Source organism: Herbaspirillum rhizosphaerae (genome assembly GCF_001189965.1).
In the GTDB taxonomy this organism is placed as follows: Bacteria; Pseudomonadota; Gammaproteobacteria; order Burkholderiales; family Burkholderiaceae_D; genus Herbaspirillum; species Herbaspirillum rhizosphaerae.
Map to the genome: position 1 here is coordinate 149,101 of NZ_LFLU01000002.1, position 23,896 is coordinate 172,996.

Sequence of the window (23,896 nt, forward strand, 5' to 3'; positions counted from 1 at the left end):
TACGCCAGGTTCACACGCCGATGTCGCAATCGGTTTCCTTTTTCACATATTCCCCCCCCCACACCACACACACCACACACGACACTAAACAGCCGCGCCGGTCTTCATGCATTGAATACCGGCATCGCGCTGATAGGTATCGCTGCTTGGGCCGGAAAGCTGATGCTTGTCGCGCACATGTCATCCATCAAACGGCCTTTGCCTGGTGTCGACGCCAGGCCGATCACGCGCAATCTGACAATTTTTAACAAACATTTATCAATTTCAGATTCTTCGTCCCTGACTTGGAGAATTTTCCTACATACCGGCGAACGATCGTTCTTTAACATGCGGTCTTCCCTGGCGCTGAGCCGATCTGAAAAACCGGCATGAAGCCAAACGGCAAGCGTTCGTCCGCGTATCCCCGGCAGCAGCCTGTGCGCAGCAAGAATGGTTTTTCTACAACCCCGGCGGCTAAGCCAAGTCGCTTTATTTATCGATGGAGGTGCTATGAAACATATCACCGTGTTTGCTGCCCTTGCAGCGCTTTCTGTCTCTGCCTACAGCGCACCGAGCATCAGCATCGGCGCTTTGTATGAATATCTTGAGCCTGGCAAAAGCACCTTGCTCAAGCGTGTTCGCAACGGCGGCGACAGCACTGCTTTCGTCAAGGTCAGCGTCAATGAAATCGTCTATGAGGGCGACGCCCCCCCGACCGAAAAACCGGTACAGCCGGTAGTGCATGGCAAGGGCCACCAGGCCAATACCCTGGTGGCCAGCCCGGCGCGCTTGATCGTCCCTGCCGGCGGCATGCAAGCCACGCGCCTGCTCGCCATGGGGGAGCGTGACAAGGAGCGTTATTTTCGGGTCCGTTTCTCGCCGGTGATGCCGGAGCAGGGCGACGACTTCGGCGTGAGCGCAGAGCAGGCCGAGCAGTACAAGGAATCGCTGTCGGCCGGCTTCAATATCCTTGCCGGCTACGGTGCAGTGATGGTGGTGCGACCAGCCAAGGTGCATTACCAGACCGAACTGCAGGACGGGGCGACCACTTATACCGTCCACAACAAGGGCAATTCGATCATCGTGCTGGACGGCTTTCGCGATTGCAAAACGGTAGGCAGCGAATGCGCCACACCGACCATCTCTCACGTGCTGCCGCAACGCAGCCGTGTGTTTGAGAAAGAAGCGGGGCATCACTATCGTTTCGAACTCGTCGAAGGAGACCGCAAGCGCGCGGTCGAATTCGGGAAGTAGTTCCATCCTGGAGCTGTGTTTTACCTGTTCCGTGACGGGACGGTTTTTTTAATCTTTGGAGAAATAGTATGTTAGTAAAAAAAATCTTGATGGCTGCTTCTGTCGGCCTCGTGTTCGCTTCCGGCGCAGCGTTGGCTGAAAGAGTGGAGCATCAGGTGATCGTGGAAGCCCAGGTGCCTACCAGCAGCTTCCGGGCCGAACCAATTGGTCGCTGGATGGATAATCCGCTGCGAATGCAGTGGGATATGAATAGCGAGACCTTGCGGCCTGTTGCTGGCAACTATTTCGAGATGAAAAGCACCCTGGGTCCGATTACAGCGCATCTCGATCATCCGGCTGTCATGCGTAACGTTGCGGATGCCAGCAAAAGTTTTGACCTGACAGTCGACGTCGCTAACAAAACACTGGCTGTCGGTACGCCAGCAACCTTGTATACCGCACCAGAAGCGGCGAGCGGTCAAACGGCAGAATTGACGATTTCCGCAATTGCACCGGGTACCGGTTTTGAGCCTGGTATGTACGCCGGTGTTGTGGCGCTGACGTTTGAGAGCGAGGCGCCAACGCCCTAATTGTTGACAACGGGGGGCGGTGCGCCCTCCGTTTTCGACGAACCACAAGAAGCGGAGGCCACTTTTCACAGATTGTCCTGTGCAAGATAGATCGCATCCCGAATTCCTACTTTATATAGCTGGTATGGCATACAGATGCGCATGTCTTCACTACGGAAAATGGTCTCTTATGAACAACATCTTTACCTTCACAAGAATGGCAGGCGCCATGATCGTGGCCTGGAGCAGCAGCGTCGTGCTGGCAAATTCCGCCATGCCGGCCGCCGCCGGCGGCATGGCGATTCTCACTCAGGCCCAGGGCCTGCCGGCCGAATTCCGCGACCATTTCTTCGATACGCCGCTGGCGATCCGGGTCGAGCTGGATGGCAAGTTCCTGGGCGACGCCACCGTTCTGCTGACGCGTGAAGAAACCGTGCAACTGGTGAGTTTTACCGATGTGAGCGACAGCAAGCTCGGGCCGTCCGAGCGTCAGCGCTGGACGGATGTCTTGCAGGAACCGCGTCGCCTCGGCAGCTGCGAACGCGACTGCAGCAGCGGCTTGCTTGCCTTGCATTACAGCCTGGAAAATTCCGTACTTGCCATCGTCACTTCGGCGGCAGAGCGCGACGACGGCAACGCCCGCTTCCATGCGTTGCCGGAAGGCGGCAGCAGCGGCCTGATCCTGCGCAACTACCTCAATGCCGCCGGCGGCGCCGGCCAAAGCTGGGCCGGCCGCTATGCGGTCGAAGCGCAAGGCAGCATCGGCAACTGGACGGCGATGGGCAACCTGCAAGTCGACCAGAGCGCCGGCAACACCGGCAATCCGCGCCATTCCGTGCAGCGCCTGTTCCTGCAGCGCGAGCTGGACGGCCACTTTGTCCGCGCCGGCTATTTCTTGCCGGATGCGATCGGCGTCAGCCGCCAGCCGCGGGTTGCCGGCAGCCGCGCGTTTACCACATTGGGCGTGATGGCCGGCAGCTCCGACAGCCTCAGCGTCAACAGCGCCGCCGCCAGCGTCTACCCGGTCTACGTCACGGCCAACCGCGAAGGCATGGTGGAAATCTATCGCAACGGCACGCTGATCAATAGCCAGCCGGTGCAAGCCGGTTTGCAAGTGATCGACAGCCGCCAGCTGCCCGGCGGCATCTATGAAGTAGAGCTGCGGCTGGTGGAAGACGGCGTCGTGACCTCGCGCAGCACCGAGCTCATCTACAAGCCCAACAATTGGCGCGATCCGCAACAGCGCTGGCGCTACAGCGTGTTCGCCGGCCAGCAGCAATCGCTGTTCGACAGTGAACGCAATGAGCAGGCCGGCGATCTCGCCGCCGGCGGCGTGCTCAATTATCTGCTGCACCCGCGTGCTGTCGTGGGCTTGTCGACCCAGGTGGTCGGCAGCCAGCTCCAGTTAGGCACCTCGGTCGATTGGGATGTGGCGGATCGCACCCGGCTCTACGCCAACGTCTATCGCAGCGGCGGCTATGGCACCGGGGTCGACGCCCAATCCATTTTTTCCTACGCCAAAGGCAGCGTCGTGCTGAGTCACAATCGCGCCTGGCTGGATAATCTCGGCGTGAAGGACCGCGACCTGAACGGCGCCGCACGTTACCAGGGCATGAACCAGAACACCGCGCTGAGCCTCAACCATCGCCTGACCGACAAGAGCAACGGTTCGGCCCGGCTCTCGCACAGCGTCGGCGCCAGCAACGGCGTCGGCCTTGATCTGTCGCTGCACCATCGCGGCCAGGTGTATGGCAGCGACGGCGTCTGGCGTGTTTCCGTCTTCGATCGGCCCAACAACGCCAGCAACGGCGCCCGGCGCAACCGCGGTCTGGCGCTCACCCTGAATATCGCCCTCGGCAAAGAGGGCCGTCGCATCTCCGCCACCACCGGCACGCGCGCCGCCAGCCAGGGCAGCGGCCGCGATCAATATGCTTCGCTGAGTTACCAGCAGGAACTCAAGGACAGCTTGTTGCGCAATGTCGGCGCTACCGCCTCGGTAGACCGCTACGGCCTGGGCCTGTCCGGCAACGCCGATTTCAAGAGCGACATGGTGCGCGGCGACGGCTATGTGCAGCGTTCTTCGCTGCAGGGCGGCGCCAGCGGCGGCGTCAACCTCGAAAGCACAGTGGCGTTCGGCGCCGACCGCGTGGCGGCCACCGGCGAAGCATTGTCGGCCAACGCCGGCGTCATCGTCGACGTGGTCTCCGATGTGGCCGGCCTGGCGCTGCGCGCCGACGATAGCGGCGGCCACGGCATCGAACTGAAAACGGGGCGCAACTTCGTGCCGGTTGCGGCCTTCAAGGCCGGCACCCTGCAATTCGATTTCGACGGTCCGCACGCGCCGACCGCGGTCATCCAGCCGGCAGCCGCCAGCTATCACCTGAACAAGGGCGGTGTCGCTTATCAACAGATACGCATCATGCAAACCGTCACCGTCATGGGCCGCCTGGTCGATCATGAGGGCGTGCCGCTCAAGGGCGCTCACGTCATCAATCACGCCGGCCGCAGCGTCACCGAAGCCGACGGCTTCTTTGCGGTGGAAATGAGCGAAGCCGCGCCGTCGCTGGATATTCGCCATAAAGAACTGGGCGGCGGCTGCCAGTTTGCATTCGATACCGCGCAACACAAGCGCGAGGCAGGCGCCTTGATGGTGGGCGACGTTGCCTGCCGGGCCACCGTCGTGCAAGCGGCAACCGACGATCACCAGAGTTAAGGAATGCACATGAAATTACCACGATGGATGGGGCGCTCGGCGCTGTTACTTGCCGTACTGGCGCTGGGGGGCGGCTTTGCGGGTCATGCCATGGCAGTTGATATAAAGATTATCGCGAGATTTGAACCTTCAGCAGCCAATCCTTCGCACAATAAATTTGTGGACAAAACACCCCCATCGGGCCATTGTGTTGGATTTTTTTCTTATGTATGTCGTGATGGGGAATCTTCAACCATCATATCGGCGAATCCACGCCTAATGCACGTTCGGCAATTTCAAAGTCACGGATCAATCGATGAGCTGATTTATCAGCGTGTCGATGGTGGCTGGAAGGAAGTGCCTGTCTATGGCGATGATGGGGAGAGCGCTCTGGTTCGCTTTAGGTTGGCGACCCTATTTCAAAGAGCGGAGGGGGGGGCGGTCGATTTCGTCAGAATTATGGTCAATAATGCACACACCGAAGGCGCTTCTACAGGTGGCTGTTTGGGTCTCGGGGGATTCGTTGCTGCTGGTTCTAGCATTTGGTTCAATTGGTCTGTCCCTGAAGGTCATGTGGCATGCAGTCGCGAAAGCAATGGTGAATCCTTCTCGTCTGATGGCTTCGTTGAAGAGGCAAGTGTAGCTTATCTGCTTGAAACACCCAATCCTCTCGCGATGAAAAATGGCGTCTATACGGGCGAGCTCAGGTACTCCATTGGTTCGGGCCAACAAATCGATATAGGCAAGGGTCGCTACAATCATGACTCTATTACCTTCAAATTCGAACTGACCGTAGACCACAAATTCCAGCTGGACTTCCCTCCCGGCAGTGAGCGTGTCCTGTTGCAACCGCCAGGCGGCTGGAGCCAGTGGGCCAACCAGGGCAGGACGCCGCCGGCTTTGCGCCGCGAGATGCCGTTCAGGTTATGGTCGTCTGGGCCATTCATGGTGTATCTCAGCGATTGCGAGTACCGGGTGGCGGGGCAATGCGGCATACACAATACAAACGACAACCATACCGTCCCGCTTGAGGTCGCGGTCACCTTGCCCGGGATCATTGCCGAGTCCACCGGCAGCTTTGTACATAAACAGCTGCTGGGCACGGATAAATTCACTGCAGAACGTTTGTCCAGCGCGTCGTACATCGTCAATCAACGCTCGCTGCTGCACTTTGAAGTGGGGCAGGCCAGCGTCGCCGAAATGATGCGATATCCGGGCGGCAACTACAAAGGCAATGTCACCGTGATGTTCGATTCCGATTTCTAGCAAGCGCGGGCAGACGATGAGTTTTGGCGAGAAGGGAGAATGTCACGATGAATGAAATACCGGAGCACCGCATGCGACTGAACGACGAACAATGGCGGCAACTGGCGCCGCTGTTGACCGGGACGGAATACAGCCCCGGAGTGCGCGCAAAGAACAATCGCTTGTATATCGAGGCGGTATTGTGGGTGGTCACGCATCAACGGGCATGGCGCAATCTGCCGCCTGAATTCGGCAGGCCGTTTGCGGCGTATATGCGGTTCCGGCGCTGGAATGCGTCCGGCTTCTGGCACCAGTTGGCCCAGGCGCAATTGGCATGTTGTGAACTGCGAACCATGCTTGGCAAGATCGCGGATCACGGCGATTTGTATATGCAAAGAGCCGCACTGCGGCTGGCAAGGAAAGCCAACAGAATCGCGTATGGCGAGAAGAACCAGGCAACGGCAAACAGGCCGGAATGGGGGAGAACATCCCCGGAGACGAGCGACTCTTCGTTGCATTGGCTGGGCCTGGTCTTGTCGCCGGAGGAATTGGCTGCAGCAGTCGAGAGCTGATCCAATGGCTGCCGGCTTTCCACTGCGACGACCAGGTTTTGCCGGCGGTTTTGAACGCCCTTGAGTGAAAGGCTTTCTTTAAAAAAGGAAGCCTTTCATTTCCTAAAAAATACCAATTTCCCCCTCACTCAACTGTCACGGACTTCGCAAGGTTCCGCGGCTTATCGACGTCCGTCCCGCGCGCCAGCGCGGTGTGATACGCCAGCAGCTGCAAGGGCACCACGTGCAGGATCGGCGACAGCAGGCCGTAATGTTCCGGCAGGCGGATGACGTGCAGGCCTTCGCTGGAGGTGATGCTGGAGCCGGCGTCGGCGAAGACGTATAGCTGGCCGCCGCGGGCGCGGACTTCCTGCATGTTGGATTTCAGTTTTTCGATCAAGGCGTCGTTCGGCGCAATCGTGACGACCGGCATTTCTTCCGTGACCAGCGCCAGCGGGCCGTGCTTGAGTTCGCCGGCGGCATAGGCTTCGGCGTGGATGTAGGTGATTTCCTTGAGCTTCAGTGCGCCTTCGAGTGCGATCGGGTAGTGCAGGCCGCGGCCGAGGAAGAGGGCGTTTTCTTTGCGCGCGAATGCTTCGGCCCAGGCGACGATGCTGGGTTCCAGCGCGAGCACGCTTTGCAGTGCCGCCGGCAGATGGCGCATGGCCTTGAGATGGGCGGCTTCCTGTTCGTCGCTGAGCAGGCCGCGGGTTTGCGCCAGCGCCAGCGTCAGCAGGAACAGCGCCGCCAGCTGCGTGGTGAATGCCTTGGTGGAGGCCACGCCGACTTCGACGCCGGCGCGTGTGATGTAGGCCAGCTGCGACTCGCGCACCATGGCGCTGGTGGCGACGTTGCAGATGGTGAGTGTGTTGCTCATGCCTTGCGCGCGCGCGTGTTTCAGTGCGGCCAGCGTGTCGGCGGTTTCTCCGCTTTGCGAGATGGTGACGACCAGCGATTTCGGATTGGCGACGCTGTCGCGGTAGCGGTATTCGCTGGCGATTTCGACGTTGACCGGGATTTTGGCGATCGACTCGATCCAGTACTTGGCGGTCAGACCGGAGTAGTAGCTGGTGCCGCAGGCAAGGATGAGCACCGAATCGATGTGCTTGAACACCTTGTGGGCGCCGTCGCCGAACAGTTCCGGCATGATGCCGTCGACGCCTTCGAGCGTGTCGGCGATGGCGCGCGGCTGTTCGAAGATTTCCTTTTGCATGAAATGCTGGTACGGGCCGAGTTCGACGGCGCTGGTGAAGGCGTGCACGGTCTTGACTTCGCGTTCGGCCGGTTTGCCGTTGACGTCGACGATCCAGTAGCGTTGCAGTTGCAGGTCGACCACGTCGCCTTCTTCCAGGTAGACGATCTGGTCGGTGGTGCCGGCCAGCGCCATGGCGTCGGAGGCGACGAAGTTTTGTCCCTGGCCGACGCCGAGGATCAGCGGCGAACCTTGGCGCGCGGCGACCACGCGGTGCGGTTCGTCGACGCAGAAGACGGCGATGGCGTAGGCGCCGGTCAGGCGGCGTACGGCTTGTTGCACGGTGTCGAACAGGTCGCCGGTATACATGTGGTCGACCAGGTGGGCGATGACTTCGGTGTCGGTCTGGCTTTCAAAGACGTAGCCTGCGTCTTGCAATTCCTTGCGCAGTTCTTCGTAGTTCTCGATGATGCCGTTGTGGACCAGGGCGATGCGGTCGCGCGAAAAGTGCGGGTGTGCGTTGTGGGTAGCCGGCGCGCCGTGGGTGGCCCAGCGGGTGTGGGCGATGCCGGTGAAGCCGGCCAGGTGGGTCTCGGCGACTTGTTTTTGCAACTCGGCAACACGCGAGGTGCTGCGCGAGCGTTGCAGTTTGCCGTCCATGTGCACGGCCACGCCGCAGGAGTCATAGCCGCGGTATTCGAGGCGTTTCAATCCTTCCAGCAAAATTGGAGTGACATCCTTTTGCGCCACGGCGCCGACGATTCCGCACATATGCTGCCTTTCGTAATTGAGTGAGTGGGCTCATCTTAGGTCAGGCGATATGAAATAAGATTTCTAAATTTATTAATATTTGGATTATTATTCCAGTGTATATACGTGTTGAAATAATATTTCAAATATTGACTGTAAATGGAAAAAATAGATATCGACGACCTGGATAAGCGGATCCTGAACGCGCTGCAGGACGACGCCTCCCAGACCAATCACCAGTTGGCCGAGCGGGTGCACGCGTCGGCGCCGACTTGCCTGCGGCGGGTCAAGCGGCTGGTGGATGCCGGGGTGATTGCACGCCAGGTGGCCTTGCTGGCGCCGGAGAAACTCGGCCCTGCGCTGACGGCTGTCGTCGAGATCACGCTGGATCAGCAGGGCGACGAGCGGCAGGTCGAGTTTGAGGCGCTGGTGGCGGGCGAGGCGGCGGTGCTGCAGTGCTACCGCGTCTCGCCCGGGCCGGACTTCGTGCTGATGGTGCAGGTGGCGGACATGCCCGCCTATCACGCGTTGGCGCACCGGCTGTTCGCCACGCACAAGAACGTGCGCAACGTGCGCAGCTATTTCTCCATTCACCGCAGCAAGTTCGAAACGCGGATCGCGGTTTGAAGCAGGCGCAGCACGCTTGTCGCCTGGCTTCCTGAGTCTTACTTCTTGAGCTTTATTTCCTGAGCTTTACTTCTTGATCTTGACCGGGCGGGTCCAGCCGGGCAGCGACATCTGCTTGGCGCGCGACAGCGTCAACTGATCTGCCGGCGCATCCTTGGTCAGCGTGGTGCCGGCGCCGATGGTCGCGCCCTTGCCGATGCGCACCGGGGCGACCAGTTGGCTGTCGCTGCCGACGAAGACGTCGTCTTCGATGATGGTTTCGAATTTGTTGACGCCGTCGTAGTTGCAGGTAATGACGCCCGCGCCGACGTTGACGCCCGAGCCGATGGTCGCATCGCCGATATAGGCCAGGTGATTGGCCTTGCTGCGCGCGGCGATCTTGCTCTTTTTGACTTCCACGAAGTTGCCGATGTGCACATCTTCGCCCAGCTCGGTGCCGGGGCGCAGGCGCGCGTAGGGGCCGACTTGCGCCGCGGCGCCGACAACGGCGTCGTCGATGTGCGAAAACGGCTTGATCTGCGCGCCTTTGCCGATGCGGGCATTCCTGATGATGCAGTTGGCGCCGATGACGGCACCGTCTGCGATCTCGACCTTGCCTTCGAAGATGCAGTTGACATCGATGCTGACGTCGCGGCCGCAGGCCAGTGTGCCGCGCACATCCAGGCGCGCGGGGTCGAGCAGGGTGACGCCTTGTTCCAGCAGGGTGTTGGCGATGCGGCGCTGATAGGCGCGTTCGAGTTCGGCCAGCTGCACCTTGCTGTTGACGCCCAGGGTTTCCGCGATATCGGCCGGCTGGGCCGACACCACCTCGACGCCATCGGCAACGGCGGCGGCGATGACGTCGGTCAGGTAATACTCGCCCTGGGCATTGTCGTTGGACAGCGCCGCCAGCCAGGTGCGCAGCCTGGCGGTCGGGCCGGCGATGATGCCGGTGTTGACTTCCTGGATCGCGCGTTCAGCCTCGTTGGCGTCCTTTTGCTCGACGATGCGGGTGATCTTGCCGTGTTCGCGCACGATGCGGCCGTAGCCGGTCGGATCCGCCACGGTCACGGTCAGGACGGCCAGTTTGTCGTCGCCGGCCGCCGCCAGCAAACGCTGCAGCGTCGCCGGCGTGGTCAGCGGTACGTCGCCGTACAGCACCAGCGTCGGCGTGTTGTCATCGATAAAGGGCAGCGCCTGTGCGACCGCGTGACCGGTGCCGAGCTGCGGCTCCTGCAGGGCGAATGACAGGCCGGCATCGGCAAAGCTCGAGGGAACGGCGTCGCCGCCATGGCCGTAGACCACGCACAATGTGGAGGGCGCGAGCGTCTTTGCGGTGTCGACGACGTGCGCCAACAACGGCTTGCCGGCGAGAGGATGAAGCACTTTGGGAAGCGCGGATTGCATGCGTTTGCCCATGCCGGCGGCGAGGATGACGACGTTCATACGTTCAGGATCGGGGAGGAAAATAAGCTGAAAGTGTAGCACGCGCCTGCTTCTGCGACGGCTGAGAAAGCTTGTCCAAATGCAAAGTTGAGGGTCATTTCCGCATGTTCTCGACCCTTTGATGGCGGCTGTTCTCATTAAGATGGTAAGCGCCAAATGGCGGCTGATGATGCTGCCGATGGTGCGCATGAAGACTTGCCCTTGCAGAAGAAAACAGACAAGCGGGCGGCATCAGATCGCTATTGAAAACGGTTTTTTAAGGTTGTGCATGAAGATTCTCCTCCTGAATGACGAGTTTTACACCACCGGCGCCAGCATCGCCATGCTGCGTCTGGCCGAACGTCTGGTGCAGAACCATGAAGTGTCGGTCATGGCGCGTATCGACGGCGAAGGCGAGATCAAGAAGAAATTCGAAGAACTGGGCATTCCCATCGTCAAGGACATCCAGGCCGGCGCCATCGATCTGCTGATCGCCAATACGCTGTTGTCCGGTGCGCATGTTGCCCAGGCAGCGCCTAAAGTCCCCGTGATCTGGTGGATACACGAAGCGGAAGTCGGCCGCGACATGATCCTGCGCTTTCCTCAGCTCGCGGAAGGTTTCAAGCATGCGTCGCATATCGTGTTCCAGACTGAATTCCAGCGCATCGTGTATGGCAGCTTCCTGTTCGACAGTCCTGCCACGGTGCATGTCATGCCGTTCTGGAACGATGCGATCTACCGTCAGGAAAATCTCCAGCCGGAGTCGAAGCCGGCGAATAAAAAGCGCATTGTGAGTATCGGCACCATTGAGCCGCGCAAGCGCGTCGCCGACACCATCATGGCGATCGACAGTCTGGAGGCGGATCTGCGCAACCAGATCGAATGCGTTTTCATCGGCAAGTATTTGCAACTGGCGGAAGGCGCGCGCAAGCTCGCGGACGCTTTCCCGGAGCGCTATCGCATGCTCGGAGAATTGCCGAACGAAGTCGCCTTGTCGTACATGGCTTCCGCGGATCTGTTCGTGCTGGCCAGCGACAGCGAGTCGCAGCCGCTGACGATCTGGGAAGCGTTCGAGCTGGAAGTGCCGGTGTGCCTCTCCGACCTCGAGACCTACCGCCATGTCGGCCTGCGCCATGCGCGCAACGCCATGATGCATCCGGTCGGCAACGTCGATATCCTGGCGACCAACATCCGCATGATGTTGACCAACGACAGCCTGCGCAAGAGCGTCACTTCCGCCGGCAAGAGTTTGCTGCTGAAAAACCTGACCGACGACTGGACCGACCGTTTCGAACGTCTGGTGTATCGCGTCAACACCGAGACGGAAATCAAAAAACTGGGCTTTTGATCCGGCGCGGATGCCGGCTGCGATCACCGCCCCAACGACTTCAATGAGATCACTATGACTTTCAATCAACGCGCCACCACGGTGCTGCAATTGCCCGTATCGCCACTCACCTGGGATGGCATCCTGAAAGAATGCGATCGCCTGGAAGAGGAGTTCCTGCACATTCCCTCCGGCTATAAATGGGCGCTGGATTACAAGCGTTTTCAGGTCGAGCAGGCGCGCGGCAACGCCAGCGCCTCGCTGGCCTGGCTGAAGACCGCGATCGCCACCATGCCTTACAACAGCGAGATCATCGGCGACTACAAGAACGTCGTGAAGAAAAGCTCGGGCGTCAAGAATATCGTGATGATCGTCAGCAGCAAGAAGAGCGAGGCAAAGGCCTTGCGTCTGGCTGCGCAGTTTGATAATGCCAACATCGAATACATGATCGTCAGCGGATCTGATGCGCCGTCCATCAAACATGTGCGCGCATTGCAGGTGAGTGCTTCGGATGCCTACGAAGGCACGCCGAAAAAGGTGGCTGCGGCGCTGACCTGGGTCTACGAAAACATCGGCGACAACGTCGGCGTACTCAAGCTTGAAGACCGCATGAGTCTGCGCGAGCCGGAAAAACTGCGTCAAAGCCTGGCCGCGCTGGCTCAGGAAAACGCCTATGCCGGCGTACGCTCCGCCGATCTGGATCACGACCGTTGCCAGCACTGGGGCGAGTGCCGTGATCCGGCGTTGAATCGCCGCGTCTACGGCAAGCCGGTGTTGCGCCCGTGGGCGAACGGCGGCGCTTATTATCTCGGCGCCGGGCCGCTGGAAAAGGTCGTGATGGCGCTGATCCGCTTCCCCGGTTTGTTCGACGGCGAATATTACGAAGACAAGCTGATCGGCGATGCGCTGGTGTTTGAAGCGGTTGAGCCGAAGTTCGTCAACAGCTACGCAGACTTCGGCCTGGCTGAAGGTATTTGACGATCGTCGCTGTTCCTGCGCCTCAATGACGAAGCGCAGTAACGAGGAGCGTCGGTAGCGCTGCTTCCCGTCCGGGAAGCAGCAGGTCAGAAAAAGTCGGTCGCCTGCTCGGAGAAATATTCCGTATCGCAGCGACGCAACACCTCATGCCGCAGCGCGCGGAAGCGTTGCAGGTAGGCCGGATCGCCCGACTGGCTGTACGCCGTCTTGAGCGCATCGAGCATGACCATCTCATCGCGGCACGGATAGAACAGCGGATTGCCGATGCGCATGGCGCCGACTTGCAGATTGACGATCTGCAGTTCCGGCATCAATGCCAGCACCAGCGATGCGATGCGCTCCATGATGAACACTTTCATCTGCACCGTACTCTTGCCGTAGTCGGTGACTTCGGTCAGCTTTCTGGCCAGTGCGCTGTCGCCGGCTTCGGCGATTTCAAACATGCGCTCATTGATGGCAAACCACTTTTCCCAGAAGACCGGCTTGGCGACGACGTAGTTGCAATAGACCGTGGTGCGGAAATTATTGATCAGGTTCTGAATGTCGACTTCCAGGCCGACGGCGCGCATCAGTTCGATGGTGATCGGCAGCAGTTCGGGGTGGCGGCGGTTGCCCTGCTCGAACACGTTCAGGTAACACGCCGCATCGGACATGGTGGGCGAGAAGGTGTACACGTCGGCGCCGGGATTGCTGTCCATGAACGCATGCACCTGATGCGCCTGCAAGCCGCTCTTGTTGTGGAACTGCGGCGACAGGAAGCCGTAGTACTCGTCGGCATTGAGATCGTTGTTCAGGAAGTAGTCGCGGATGGCCCAGAATTCAAACCAGTCGGGACGCGGATTGCCGACCACTTCCAGCGGAATGAAGCCGGGATCCAGCGAGCGGCGGGTGGCTTCGTTGTAGTGGAGTTGCAGGATGTTCTTTTTCATCGCGATGGCATCCGAAGTTGGTGTGGTGGCGGCAGGGGCGGCGGCAGTCGCTGTTGCAGCTGCAGCCGGGTGGGCCGGGATTATCGTTTTCGGCCGGTCGACAAGGCTGCTGTAGACGCTGTTGTACAACGCGGCTTTTGCGCGCAGGTCGAAGTCGCGGCGGACTTCATCCTGTCCTGCCTGGGCGATGGCTTTCCGCTTTTCCTGCGATTCGATCAGCAGCGTGATGGTGTCCAGCCACGCCTGGTCGTCATTGGGCAGCAGGAATCCGGTCTGGTCGTGCGTGACGACCTGGTTGTACACCGAGACGTCGCTGAACGCCGACGCAATCCCGGCAGCGGAATAGTCCAGCCACTTGATGTAGCTCTTGCACTGGTTGTATTCGTCGCTGGCCAGCGGGATGAGCGCGATGTTCCAGGCCCATTGCTTGAGCTGGGCGGCGTAGTCGACATACTCGTGGATGAAGCTTTGGAAGATGGCGTTGGGATGGTTCTCCCAGCCTTTCGGGCATTCCCAGCCGACGAAATGGATCTTCAGTCGCGAACCGTAGCGCTCGCACAGCGTTCGCAGGGACTTGTCCACCAAGGCAAAGTTGGACGGCTGTATCGACGAGCCGAGCAGGCCGATGGTGATGGTGTCGTCCGGCAGCGGCGCCGGCACCGGACGGAAAAACAGATCGTAGTCCAGGTAATTCGGCAAGACATGGACGTGCGGATTGAGCGGCCGGTATTTTTCGGCAAGGAACTCGGTCGACACGACAATCGCTTTGGCGCGGCGCGCGGTGTACTCGATGCCCTCTTTCCAGCTGGCGCCGGCGGCCGCTTCCGGATGATCGTGCGGGATCTCGTTGAGCAGATCGTCCGATTCGTAGACCACCGGCTTGCCCAGTCTGAAGATCGCTTCCAGCGCCGAAATCGGCAGCAGGCCGGGTGTGAAGCGATGCAGCAGGATCAGATCCGCGCTTTCCACGGCGTCGGTCTGGAGCATGCCGTTTTGTATGCCCCAGATCAGTTCCCACTCGTCTTCCAGGTGCGCGAACGGACGGATCAGGCGGATCTGCGGGCAGGGGCTCCAGGTCGATTCGACGGTGTAGATCAGGATACGTTTTTTGCTTGTCGCGTTGCTAGTCACAGCGGCAGTCCTCGTTGTCTATTTGCGGCAGATATCTGTTCGTCCCGGCGGCCGGAAAGGCGCAGGCCGGGCACGACTAAAACCCGGCCGGCGCAAACCGCGCCGGCTGGGAATTATTGTGCAAAAACCCTGAAAAATCCTGCTGAAACGGGCGTTTTGCGACGCTTTCGGCGCCAAATATAACGTACAATTTTCGAAGAGTGGATACGGCGCCGGTGGCAGGCAATCCGGTTCGGTTCCAAGAAGATCGAAAACTACATTATGCCGTCGCCCGTGTCGGCACAATCTGTCGAAATGACCTATGTTTGGGGGTGTTTGTGAAAGTTGTGATTCTTGCTGGTGGTATGGGAACGCGTCTGGGCGAAGAAACCGATGTCCGTCCGAAACCGATGGTGGAAATCGGCGGCAAGCCTATCCTGTGGCACATCATGAAGAGCTACTCGCACTTCGGCTTCAATGAATTCGTGATCCTGCTCGGCTACAAGGGCTTCCTGATCAAGGAATATTTCGCCAATTACTTCCTGCACCAGGGCGACGTCACCATCGATCTGGTCGACAACAAGGTGGAAGTGCATCGCAACAAGTCCGAGCCGTGGAAAGTCACGCTGCTCGAAACCGGCCTGCACACCCAGACCGGCGGCCGCTTGCTGGCGGCGCGCGATTACCTGGGCGATGAAGATTTCATGCTGACCTACGGCGACGGCGTGGCCGATGTCGATATCAAGGCGCTGGTGGCGCATCACGACCGGCACAAGGCGCTGGTCACCATGACCACCGTGCAGCCGGAAGCGCGTTTCGGCATGGTCAATACCGACGAAAACGGCTACATCAACGATTTCCGCGAAAAACCGCCGGGCGACCTCGGCTGGATCAACGGCGGCTTCATGGTGTGCCGCGCCGGCGTGTTCGACTATCTGCAGGACGGCGAAGGCACCATTTTCGAACGTGCGCCGCTGGAAAACATCGCGCGCGACGGCATGCTGCTGAACTGGCAGCATCGCGGTTTCTGGAAGTGCATGGACACCTTGCGCGACAAGGTCCAGCTCAACCAGCTGTGGGACAACGGCGCGGCGCAATGGAAGACCTGGGCTTAAGCCTGTCAACATGAAGACGTTGCCCACCGACCTGCCCGGCGTGCTGCTGATCGAAACCGACCGCCGTCGCGACGAGCGCGGCGGCTTCGCCCGCTGGTTCTGCGACAGCGACCTGGCCGATGCGCTGCAGGGCGCGACCATCCGCCAGATCAATCACTCCCATACAGTGCAACGCGGCAGCGTGCGCGGCATGCATTTTCAGCACGCGCCGCATGCAGAGAAAAAAATCATCCGCTGCCTGACCGGGAAAATCTTCGACGTCGTCGTCGACCTGCGCCGCGGCTCGCCGACCTTTCTGGCCTGGCGCGGCTTCGAGCTGGAAGCGGGGGACGACCGCGCCTTGCTGATTCCCGAGGGATGCGCCCACGGTTTCCAGGCGCTGACCGATGAAGTGCAGATGCTGTATCTGCATACCGCGCCTTATACGCCGGCAGCCGAGGGCGCGCTGCGTTACGACGACCCTCGCGTTGCCATCGCCTGGCCCTTGCCGCCACAGAATTTATCCGAACGCGACCTGCAGCATCCCCTGCTGGGCGCCGATTTTTCCGGGATCAGCTTATGAAATGCCGTCATTGCCAGACCGACCTGCACGATACGTTTATCGATCTGGGTTTCTCACCGCCCTCGAATGCCTATCTGCGTCAGGAAGACCTGATGCGGCCGGAAACCTACTACCCGCTGCGCGTGATGGTGTGCCGCTCCTGCTGGCTGGTGCAGACGCAGGATTACGCGCATTACGACCAGTTGTTTGAATCCGACTATGCGTATTTTTCGTCGACGTCGACCACCTGGCTCAAGCACGCCGCCGACTACGTCGAGATGATCGCAGCGCGACTGGCGCTGGACCAGAATTCGCTGGTGGTCGAACTCGCCGCCAACGACGGCTACCTGCTGCAATACGTGCAGCAGCGCGGCATTCCCTGCCTTGGCGTGGAGCCGACCACCAGCACGGCAGATGCGGCGCGCGCCAAGGGTATTCCGATTGTCGAAGCGTTCTTCGGCGTGAAGCTGGCGCAGGACATTGCGGCGCGCGACGGCAAGGCCGACCTGATTGCGGCCAACAACGTGCTGGCGCACGTGCCGGACATCAACGATTTCCTGGGCGGCATGGCAGTGTTGCTGAAGGATGAAGGCAGCATTACGATCGAATTCCCGCATCTGCTGAATCTGATCGGGCAAAGCCAGTTCGATACGATTTATCACGAGCATTTTTCCTATCTGGCGCTGGGCAGCGTGGACCGCATGATGCGCACGCTGGGTTTGCGCGTGTACGACGTGGACCAGATCCCGACCCACGGCGGCAGCCTGCGCGTGTATGCCTGCCACGACAAGGCTGCGCATCAGCCCACCGCTGCATTGCGCCGCGTACAGCAGCAGGAGCTGGATTTCGGCCTGGAGACGATCGCGACCTACCAGGGCTTCCAAGCGCGCGCCGAAAAGATCAAGCTGGATCTGCTGCAATTCCTGCTCGAGCAAAAACGCCTCGGCAAAAAGGTGATGGCCTACGGCGCTGCCGCCAAGGGCAACACGCTGCTGAATTATTCCGGCGTGCATGCCGACCTGCTGCCGCTGGTGGCGGATGCCGCAGCGTCCAAGCAGGACAAGTACATGCCGGGCAGCCATGTGCCTATCGTCTCGCCGGCGGCATTGCTGGCGGCGCGGCCGGATTATGTGCTGATCCTGCCCTGGAACCTGAAAGCGGAAGTGGAAGCGCAGCTTGCCGAGATTCGCAGCTGGGGCGGACGTTTTGCGATTGCCGTGCCGCACATGCAGGTGTGGTAATTCTGAAGCTCGCATAGACGCTCTCCCGGGCGCATGAATGCACTGATACGTACTGACTATTCCATGAACATTTACCTGTACCAGATAGCGCGCAACGCCGACACCGGCTTCATGGCCTTGCCTCGCGAAGGTAGCGACGGTCGCGAAGACTGGGGCGACTACGCCGCCATTCGCGCCTATTTCATGAACGAAGCCGTCGACGAAGAAGCACTGTACGGTTTTGTCCCGGCCGACTTCGTTCAGAAGACCGGTCTGGGCGCGGAGCAGATTGCCGCTTTCGTCGATCAGAATCCGGACAAGGACGCCTATCTTTTCTTTCCGTTCACCCGTGATGCGGCGTGTTTCCTGAACGTGTTTGAAGAAGGCGAGTTCCGCCATCCCGGCCTGCAGCAACTTGCGCAAGATTATCTGGAGGCCGTCGGCCTGTCGCTCGACTTGCGCGAATTCGTCACCGATTTTCGCGCGGTCGCGCATACCGGCTATGTCGTCGCCAAGCCGGTGTTCTGGAAGACCTGGTTCGACCTGGCGGAAAAAGTATTTGAGCTGGCTGAGTCCGGCAACGATGCGCTGGCAGCTCGACTCAACGCTCCGTCTGCCGGTGCCGGCGCGCCGCAAGCGACGATGAAGTCCCTGCTGACGGAGCGCATCGCATCGCTGGTGCTGGCGCTGGATCAGCAACTGCGCATCGCTGTGTTCGATCATGCGAAGTTGCCGTTGTCCGATCTGAGTTTGCTCGCGTATCAGGACCAGCTGTCCGAACTCGACGGCATGAAGCGGGACTATCTCGCGACCGGCGACATTGCCTGCATCGACAAATTCCTGGCGCTGCGCAACAGCATCCTGCAATTCTCCAAGCAGGAAAAAGCGACGGCAGCAGAATCAGCGGCAGAGTCGGCAGTCGAATCGGCCGCGCCGCAAACCGTCGCCGGCGGACATGACGCCGAGCTGGTCTATGGCTGCATCACGCACGTCGAGTTGCCGATTCGCTTCCCCGATTTCGTCACGCCGATTTATCTCGGCGAATCGCAGGCGGAAGGACGCCTCAATCTGCGCGAGCTGGCGCCGCAGTGGGTGCCTTATCACCCTATCGTCGGCGGCATGGTGGGCAACTTCGCTCTGCGCAATCACATCCTCAAGAACTACCCGAACGTCAAACGCATCGGCGTCTGCATGTACCGGAAATTCATCTCGCGCGACCGTATCAGCGGCGTGCCGGCGGAAGACAACTGGATGATGGATGTGGTGTCGAACAAGGACCTGGCGCAGCGGACTTTCGACAGCATGCTCGATCCCGGTTCAAGCACGCTGCTGGTCGGCAAGACCTGCGGCTTTCTCGCCGACGGCCAGAGCGCCGGCTACCTGAAACACTATGCGCGCGCGCATCATGTGGAAGACATGTTGCGTTTCGCGGCGGAAGCGGTCGAGCTGGGCGTCCTGCACAGCAACGAAGTCGAACTCTTTTTCGACGAGCGCGTGTTCTTCATGGGCGGCGTCGAACTGGGCGTGTTTCCGGCTGACTTCTGGCTCAAGAGCATTGCCGATATTGAAGCGGTGGCATGGGCCTGCGTGCAGCGCTATCAGGTCAAGCGCGAAGGCTATCAGTCGCGCGCCTGGGCGTTCTGCGCCGAGCGCCTAGGCAGCTATTTGCTGTTGCGTTACCTGCGATCGATTTGCGGCGGCGATAATTTCGAGCAGTTCATGGGACAACTGAACCTGATCACGCAAGGCGATCAGACTTTGTACGTGCCGAGCAACTGACTTCCTCCAGCCTGCCGGAGCGATGCTCGCGGCAGGCATTCTTCTTTTTTATCAAACCAGCTTGCGCCCGTCTTCCAGACTATATGCGCGGATAATTTCGTCGAGACAGGTGGCGACATCGGTCTGCCATTGCGGCATGCTCACGCCGAAAGTCGACGCCAGTTTTGCGCCCGACAATCGCGAATTCTTGGGGCGATGCGGCGGCACGGGATAGGTGCTGGACGGCACCGGTGTGATGACGCCGGGGCCGCCGACTTTCACCGGTATCTGCAAGGCTTGCAAGCGTTCGACGATGAAGGAGGCATAGCCATGCCAGGACGTCTCGCCCGCGGCGGTGAGGTTGTAGATGCCGCTGGTGCGGCGCAGATGGTCGAGGTCGATCAGCGTGCCGGGCGTGGCTTGCTGATTGACCAGCAGGCGGCGCGTGACGTCGCTGATGGTCTTCGACCACGTCGGCGCGCCGAACTGGTCGCCGACGATGGTGAATTTTTCCTGTTCCTGCGCGAGGCGGATCACAGTCTTGAGGAAGTTGCCGCCACCGACGCTGTAGACCCAGCTGGTGCGCAGGATCCAGTATGCCTCGCAGTGCCGCGCGATGGCTTCTTCGCCGGCGCATTTGCTCTGGCCGTAGACATTGATCGGATGCGTCGGCGTTGCTTCGTCGTAAGGCGTATCCTGCGTGCCGTCGAAGACGTAGTCGGTCGAGTAGTGCACCACCGGCGCGCCAAGGCGCTGCGCTTCTTCCGCGATCACGCCGGGCGCTTCGCCGTTGATGCGCATGGCCAGCTCCGGTTCGCTCTCGGCCTTGACCACGGCGGTGTAGGCCGCCGGGTTGACGATCAGGTCGGGACGCGCGGCGCGGATGGCGTCGCGAATCTGGTCCAGATCCGACAGGTCCATTTGCTGACGCGAGAACGAGACTATCTCGCCAAGACCTTGCAGGCTTTGCGCCAGCTCATTGCCGATCTGGCCGCTCTGGCCGGTGAGCAGGATTTTCATGCGAACACCTCGGCGTCGGCCAGCAGTTTGCCGTTGACGTCCTTGGCCGACAGCAAGGGGGCGGCTTCCGCGCGCCAGTCGATGTCGATGGCCGGATCGTTCCACAGGATGCAGCGTTCGTGCTCGGCCATCCAGTAATCGGTAGTCTTGTAGAGAAATTCGGCGTACTCGCTGCGGACCAGGAATCCATGTGCAAAGCCGGGCGGGATCCACATCTGCAACTTGTTTTCCGCCGACAGAATGGTGCCTGTCCATTTGCCGAAAGTGGGCGAGTTCTTGCGGATGTCGACAGCGATATCCAGCACTTCGCCGACGGTAACGCGCACCAGTTTTCCTTGCGGATGCTGAATCTGATAATGCAGTCCGCGCAAGACGTTGCGCGCCGAGCGCGAATGGTTGTCTTGTACGAAATTTGCCGTGATGCCGGTCAGTTCCGCAAAGCGGCGCGTATTGAAACTTTCGAAGAAGAAGCCGCGCGCATCGCCGAACACCGTCGGTTCGACAACCATGACATCGGGAATTTCAGTGGGAATAATTTTCATGTCAACGTTCAGTAACTCATGTCTGTCAGCAGGCGCAGCAGGTATTGACCGTATGCGTTTTTCTTCAAGGGTGCAGCCAATGCTTCCAGCTGTTCCGCATTGATATAGCCGCGCCGATAAGCGATTTCTTCGGGACAGGCAACTTTCAGGCCCTGCCGCTTTTCGATGGTGGCGATGAATTGGCCGGCTTCCAGCAGCGAGTCGTGGGTGCCGGTATCGAGCCATGCGATGCCGCGCCCCATCAATTCCACCTGCAACTGATTGCGTTCCAGGTAGGTGCGATTGACGTCGGTGATTTCGAGTTCGCCGCGCGCCGAGGGTTTGATGTTGTCGGCAATATCGCAGACCTGGTTGTCATAGAAGTACAGGCCGGTCACCGCGTAATTCGATTTCGGTGTAACTGGTTTTTCGACGATGTCGATGGCGCGGCGCTGGCGATCGAATTCGACGACGCCGTAACGCTCGGGGTCGGTCACGTGATAGGCGAAGACTGTGGCGCCGTCAGGCGCTGCCGCTGCCGCGCGCAACTGGTTTTCAAAATCGCGGCCGTAAAAAATATTGTCGCCGAGGATCAGCGCCGAGGGTGCGTTGTCGATGAAGTTGCGGCCGATGATGAAGGCCTGCGCCAGGCCGTCCGGCGATGGTTGCACCGCGTAGCTGAGGTTGAGTCCCCACTGCGAGCCGTCGCCCAGCAATTCCGTGAAACGCGGCGTGTCCTGCGGCGTCGAGATGATCAGTATGTCGCGAATGCCGGCCAGCATCAGGCTGGTCAGCGGGTAGTACACCATGGGCTTGTCGTAGATCGGCATGAGCTGCTTCGACATGACCGTCGTCGCCGGGTACAGGCGTGTGCCGGATCCGCCGGCCAGGATGATGCCTTTGCGTTCCGGCATCAGGCGTTCGGTTGAGTTCATGCGTTCTCCTCGTCGTCATCTCCGGCGCCGTAATGCAGCTCAATCCATTTCAGATAGCCGCCGGTGCGGATGTTGGTGACCCAATGCGGATGATCGAGATACCAGCGCACGGTCTTGGCGATGCCGGTTTCGAACGTCTCGACAGGTCGCCAGCCCAGTTCGCGTTCCAGCTTGCGGGCATCGATGGCGTAGCGGCGATCGTGTCCGGGACGGTCCTGCACAAAGGTGATCTGGTCGCGATAGCTGCCTGCGGGTTTTGGTTTTTGCTGATCGAGCATGTCGCACAAGGTGTGGACGACGTCGAGGTTGGCTTTTTCGTTCCAGCCGCCGATGTTGTAGGTCTCGCCGATCTTGCCGCGCGCCAGCACCTGGCGGATGGCGGCGCAGTGATCGCCGACGAACAGCCAGTCGCGGATCTGCTGGCCGTCGCCATAGATGGGTAGCGGCTTGCCGTCGAGTGCGTTGAGGATGACCAGCGGGATCAGCTTCTCGGGAAAATGATAAGGCCCGTAGTTGTTGGAGCAGTTGGTCGTCAGCGTCGGCAGGCCGTAGGTGTGGTGATAGGCGCGCACCAGATGGTCCGAGGCCGCCTTGGACGCAGAGTACGGGCTATTGGGCGCATAAGGCGTGGTTTCGCTGAACGGCGGATCGTCCGGCCCGAGGGTGCCGTAGACTTCGTCGGTCGATACATGCAGGAAGCGGAAGGCCGCCTTGCTGCCGGCATCCTGCGTCGACCAGTAAACCCGTGCGGCTTCCAGCAGGCTGAAGGTGCCGTTGACGTTGGTGTGGATGAATTCGCCGGGGCTGTGGATCGAACGGTCGACGTGGCTTTCCGCCGCGAAGTGAATGATGGCGCGCGGCTGGTATTGCGCGAACAGCCCGGCGATTGTTTCGCGATCGGCAATGTCGGCCTGCACGAAGTGATAGCGTTCATCGCCGTCGAGGCTGGTCAGGTTGTACGGATTGCCGGCGTAAGTCAGCTTGTCGATATTGAGGACATGCTCGTCCTGGCTTGCCAGGAAGTCCAGAATGAAATTGCTGCCGATGAAGCCGGCGCCGCCTGTTACAAATATCATGGCCTAATCCGTCGTTTGTTCGTTTCGTTGTTTGTCCCGCATTGATCGCACATTCCGGCTATACCGGCAGGCATCGTCAGGCGCTAATCATCAGGCATTATGTGCGAAAGCCGTTGGGATTCCCCATTTGCCAGCGCCAGCTGTCTGCGCACATGGTTTCCAGCGAGCGTGTCGGTTCCCATCCCAACATGGACTTCGCCAAGGTCACGTCGGCATAGTAGGTCGACAGATCGCCGGGGCGACGCGGTTCGATGGTGTAGGGGATGTTCTTGCCGCTGGCTTTCTCGAACGCTTTGACGACGTCCAGCACGCTATGGCCCTGGCCGCTGCCGAGATTGAGCGCGAAACATTGCGGCTGACGGAGATATTGCAGCGCTTTGACATGGCCGATCGCCAGATCCTGCACGTGGATATAGTCGCGTACGCCGGTGCCGTCGGGCGTATCGTAGTCGCCGCCCCAGATGCTGAGTTTTTCGCGCTTGCCGATGGCGACTTGCGTGACGAAAGGCATCAGATTGTTGGGCGTGCCTTGCGGGTCTTCACCGATCAGGCCGCTCTCGTGTGCGCCGACCGGGTTGAAGTAGCGCAGCAGCGCGATGCGCGTATCTGGCTGGGCCACATGAAGGTCGCGCAAAATGTCTTCGACCATGAGCTTGCAGCGTCCATAAGGACTGGTGGACGACAGCGGATGATCTTCCCGGTACGGCAAAAATTGCGGATTGCCGTAGACCGTCGCCGATGAGCTGAACACCAGCGTCTTTACGCCGGCAGCTTGCATCGCTTCCAGCAAGCGCACGGTGCCGACGACGTTGTTGTCGTAGTACTCCAGTGGTTTTGCGACCGACTCGCCGACCGCCTTCAGTCCGGCAAAATGGATGACGGCGTCGCATTGATATTGGCGCAAAGCCTGTTCCAGCGCAGCGCGGTCGCGGATGTCGCCTTCAATCAGCGTCAAAGTCTTGCCGGTGATTTTTTCGACGCGCCGCGAGGCTTCCGGAAAGCTGTTGCAGAAATTGTCGAAAACCACGACCTGGTGTCCGGCGTTGAGCAATTCCACGCAGGTATGTGAACCGATATAGCCTGCGCCGCCTGTGACGAGAATATTCATCTTAATTCCGACCTGA

21 protein-coding genes are annotated in these 23,896 nt (G+C 60.0%); 12 read left to right on the top strand and 9 right to left on the bottom strand.

Annotated features, from left to right (window positions below; translation table 11 throughout):
* Positions 1 to 104 precede the first annotated feature (104 nt).
* Positions 105 to 329 carry a hypothetical protein gene (locus AKL25_RS24070; protein ID WP_157050470.1) on the bottom strand — a complete coding sequence of 75 codons (225 nt, stop codon included), beginning with the start codon at positions 327 to 329 and terminating at the stop codon, positions 105 to 107.
* A 160-nt stretch (positions 330 to 489) separates the two neighbouring features.
* Here AKL25_RS24070 and AKL25_RS03430 point away from each other — a divergent pair, with 160 nt between their 5' ends.
* The 5 genes from AKL25_RS03430 to AKL25_RS03455 all read left to right on the top strand — a co-directional run bounded on the left by AKL25_RS03430 (position 490) and on the right by AKL25_RS03455 (position 6,290).
* Entirely contained in the window at positions 490 to 1,233 is a 744-nt protein-coding gene (locus AKL25_RS03430) for a pilus assembly protein (RefSeq protein ID WP_050476253.1), read from the top strand.
* Positions 1,234 to 1,301: 68 nt separating this feature from the next.
* The gene (locus AKL25_RS03435; RefSeq protein WP_050476254.1) at positions 1,302 to 1,802 is read left to right on the top strand and encodes a CS1 type fimbrial major subunit; all 501 of its coding nucleotides are present in this window, start codon (positions 1,302 to 1,304) and stop codon (positions 1,800 to 1,802) included.
* 169 nt (positions 1,803 to 1,971) lie between these two features.
* Complete coding sequence (locus AKL25_RS03440; protein WP_205627207.1) at positions 1,972 to 4,494, top strand: CS1-pili formation C-terminal domain-containing protein; 2,523 nt, start codon at positions 1,972 to 1,974, stop codon at positions 4,492 to 4,494.
* Positions 4,495 to 4,503: 9 nt separating this feature from the next.
* The gene (locus AKL25_RS24075) at positions 4,504 to 5,739 is read left to right on the top strand and encodes a hypothetical protein (protein WP_157050472.1); all 1,236 of its coding nucleotides are present in this window, start codon (positions 4,504 to 4,506) and stop codon (positions 5,737 to 5,739) included.
* 71 nt (positions 5,740 to 5,810) lie between these two features.
* On the top strand, positions 5,811 to 6,290 hold the full coding sequence (locus AKL25_RS03455) for a transposase (protein WP_050476257.1): 480 nt from the start codon (positions 5,811 to 5,813) through the stop codon (positions 6,288 to 6,290).
* A 124-nt stretch (positions 6,291 to 6,414) separates the two neighbouring features.
* On the opposite strand, the gene glmS is transcribed toward AKL25_RS03455, so the two are convergent.
* Entirely contained in the window at positions 6,415 to 8,232 is a 1,818-nt protein-coding gene (gene glmS, locus AKL25_RS03460; RefSeq protein ID WP_050476258.1) for a glutamine--fructose-6-phosphate transaminase (isomerizing), read from the bottom strand.
* A gap of 138 nt (positions 8,233 to 8,370) precedes the next feature.
* Here glmS and AKL25_RS03465 point away from each other — a divergent pair, with 138 nt between their 5' ends.
* Positions 8,371 to 8,838 carry an Lrp/AsnC family transcriptional regulator gene (locus AKL25_RS03465; protein ID WP_050476259.1) on the top strand — a complete coding sequence of 156 codons (468 nt, stop codon included), beginning with the start codon at positions 8,371 to 8,373 and terminating at the stop codon, positions 8,836 to 8,838.
* A gap of 66 nt (positions 8,839 to 8,904) precedes the next feature.
* On the opposite strand, the gene glmU is transcribed toward AKL25_RS03465, so the two are convergent.
* Positions 8,905 to 10,263: a bifunctional UDP-N-acetylglucosamine diphosphorylase/glucosamine-1-phosphate N-acetyltransferase GlmU gene (gene glmU / locus AKL25_RS03470; protein ID WP_050476260.1), complete on the bottom strand. Its 1,359-nt coding sequence runs from the start codon at positions 10,261 to 10,263 to the stop codon at positions 8,905 to 8,907.
* A gap of 268 nt (positions 10,264 to 10,531) precedes the next feature.
* Here glmU and AKL25_RS03475 point away from each other — a divergent pair, with 268 nt between their 5' ends.
* Both AKL25_RS03475 and AKL25_RS03480 read left to right on the top strand, forming a co-directional pair.
* Positions 10,532 to 11,590, top strand: coding sequence for a glycosyltransferase family 4 protein (locus AKL25_RS03475; protein ID WP_050476261.1), 1,059 nt, complete (start codon positions 10,532 to 10,534; stop codon positions 11,588 to 11,590).
* A 54-nt stretch (positions 11,591 to 11,644) separates the two neighbouring features.
* Positions 11,645 to 12,547 carry a hypothetical protein gene (locus tag AKL25_RS03480; protein WP_050476262.1) on the top strand — a complete coding sequence of 301 codons (903 nt, stop codon included), beginning with the start codon at positions 11,645 to 11,647 and terminating at the stop codon, positions 12,545 to 12,547.
* A gap of 86 nt (positions 12,548 to 12,633) precedes the next feature.
* Here the strand turns inward: AKL25_RS03480 and AKL25_RS24595 are convergent, their stop codons facing one another.
* Positions 12,634 to 14,607 (bottom strand): glycosyltransferase family protein, encoded by a 1,974-nt coding sequence (locus AKL25_RS24595; RefSeq protein ID WP_240475637.1) that lies wholly within the window; start codon positions 14,605 to 14,607, stop codon positions 12,634 to 12,636.
* A gap of 317 nt (positions 14,608 to 14,924) precedes the next feature.
* Here AKL25_RS24595 and rfbF point away from each other — a divergent pair, with 317 nt between their 5' ends.
* From rfbF to AKL25_RS03510, 4 genes are all read left to right on the top strand, one after another.
* Positions 14,925 to 15,701: a glucose-1-phosphate cytidylyltransferase gene (rfbF, locus tag AKL25_RS03495; protein ID WP_050476610.1), complete on the top strand. Its 777-nt coding sequence runs from the start codon at positions 14,925 to 14,927 to the stop codon at positions 15,699 to 15,701.
* A 10-nt stretch (positions 15,702 to 15,711) separates the two neighbouring features.
* The gene (locus tag AKL25_RS03500; RefSeq protein WP_050476263.1) at positions 15,712 to 16,263 is read left to right on the top strand and encodes a dTDP-4-dehydrorhamnose 3,5-epimerase family protein; all 552 of its coding nucleotides are present in this window, start codon (positions 15,712 to 15,714) and stop codon (positions 16,261 to 16,263) included.
* Entirely contained in the window at positions 16,260 to 17,483 is a 1,224-nt protein-coding gene (locus tag AKL25_RS03505) for a class I SAM-dependent methyltransferase (RefSeq protein WP_050476264.1), read from the top strand. Before AKL25_RS03500 ends, AKL25_RS03505 begins: the two co-directional genes overlap by 4 nt.
* A gap of 63 nt (positions 17,484 to 17,546) precedes the next feature.
* Positions 17,547 to 19,241, top strand: coding sequence for a hypothetical protein (locus tag AKL25_RS03510; protein WP_050476265.1), 1,695 nt, complete (start codon positions 17,547 to 17,549; stop codon positions 19,239 to 19,241).
* A gap of 51 nt (positions 19,242 to 19,292) precedes the next feature.
* On the opposite strand, the gene rfbD is transcribed toward AKL25_RS03510, so the two are convergent.
* The 5 genes from rfbD to galE all read right to left on the bottom strand — a co-directional run bounded on the left by rfbD (position 19,293) and on the right by galE (position 23,880).
* On the bottom strand, positions 19,293 to 20,240 hold the full coding sequence (gene rfbD / locus AKL25_RS03515) for a dTDP-4-dehydrorhamnose reductase (protein WP_050476266.1): 948 nt from the start codon (positions 20,238 to 20,240) through the stop codon (positions 19,293 to 19,295).
* Positions 20,237 to 20,782 (bottom strand): dTDP-4-dehydrorhamnose 3,5-epimerase, encoded by a 546-nt coding sequence (gene rfbC, locus AKL25_RS03520; protein ID WP_050476267.1) that lies wholly within the window; start codon positions 20,780 to 20,782, stop codon positions 20,237 to 20,239. Before rfbC ends, rfbD begins: the two co-directional genes overlap by 4 nt.
* Before the next feature lie 8 nt (positions 20,783 to 20,790).
* Positions 20,791 to 21,696, bottom strand: coding sequence for a glucose-1-phosphate thymidylyltransferase RfbA (gene rfbA, locus AKL25_RS03525; protein ID WP_050476268.1), 906 nt, complete (start codon positions 21,694 to 21,696; stop codon positions 20,791 to 20,793).
* Positions 21,693 to 22,772: a dTDP-glucose 4,6-dehydratase gene (rfbB, locus tag AKL25_RS03530; protein WP_050476269.1), complete on the bottom strand. Its 1,080-nt coding sequence runs from the start codon at positions 22,770 to 22,772 to the stop codon at positions 21,693 to 21,695. The genes rfbA and rfbB overlap by 4 nt, the downstream gene beginning before the upstream one ends.
* A 97-nt stretch (positions 22,773 to 22,869) precedes the next feature.
* A complete protein-coding gene (galE, locus tag AKL25_RS03535; RefSeq protein WP_050476270.1) occupies positions 22,870 to 23,880 on the bottom strand; it encodes a UDP-glucose 4-epimerase GalE in 1,011 nt (336 codons plus the stop codon).
* Positions 23,881 to 23,896: the final 16 nt, after the last annotated feature.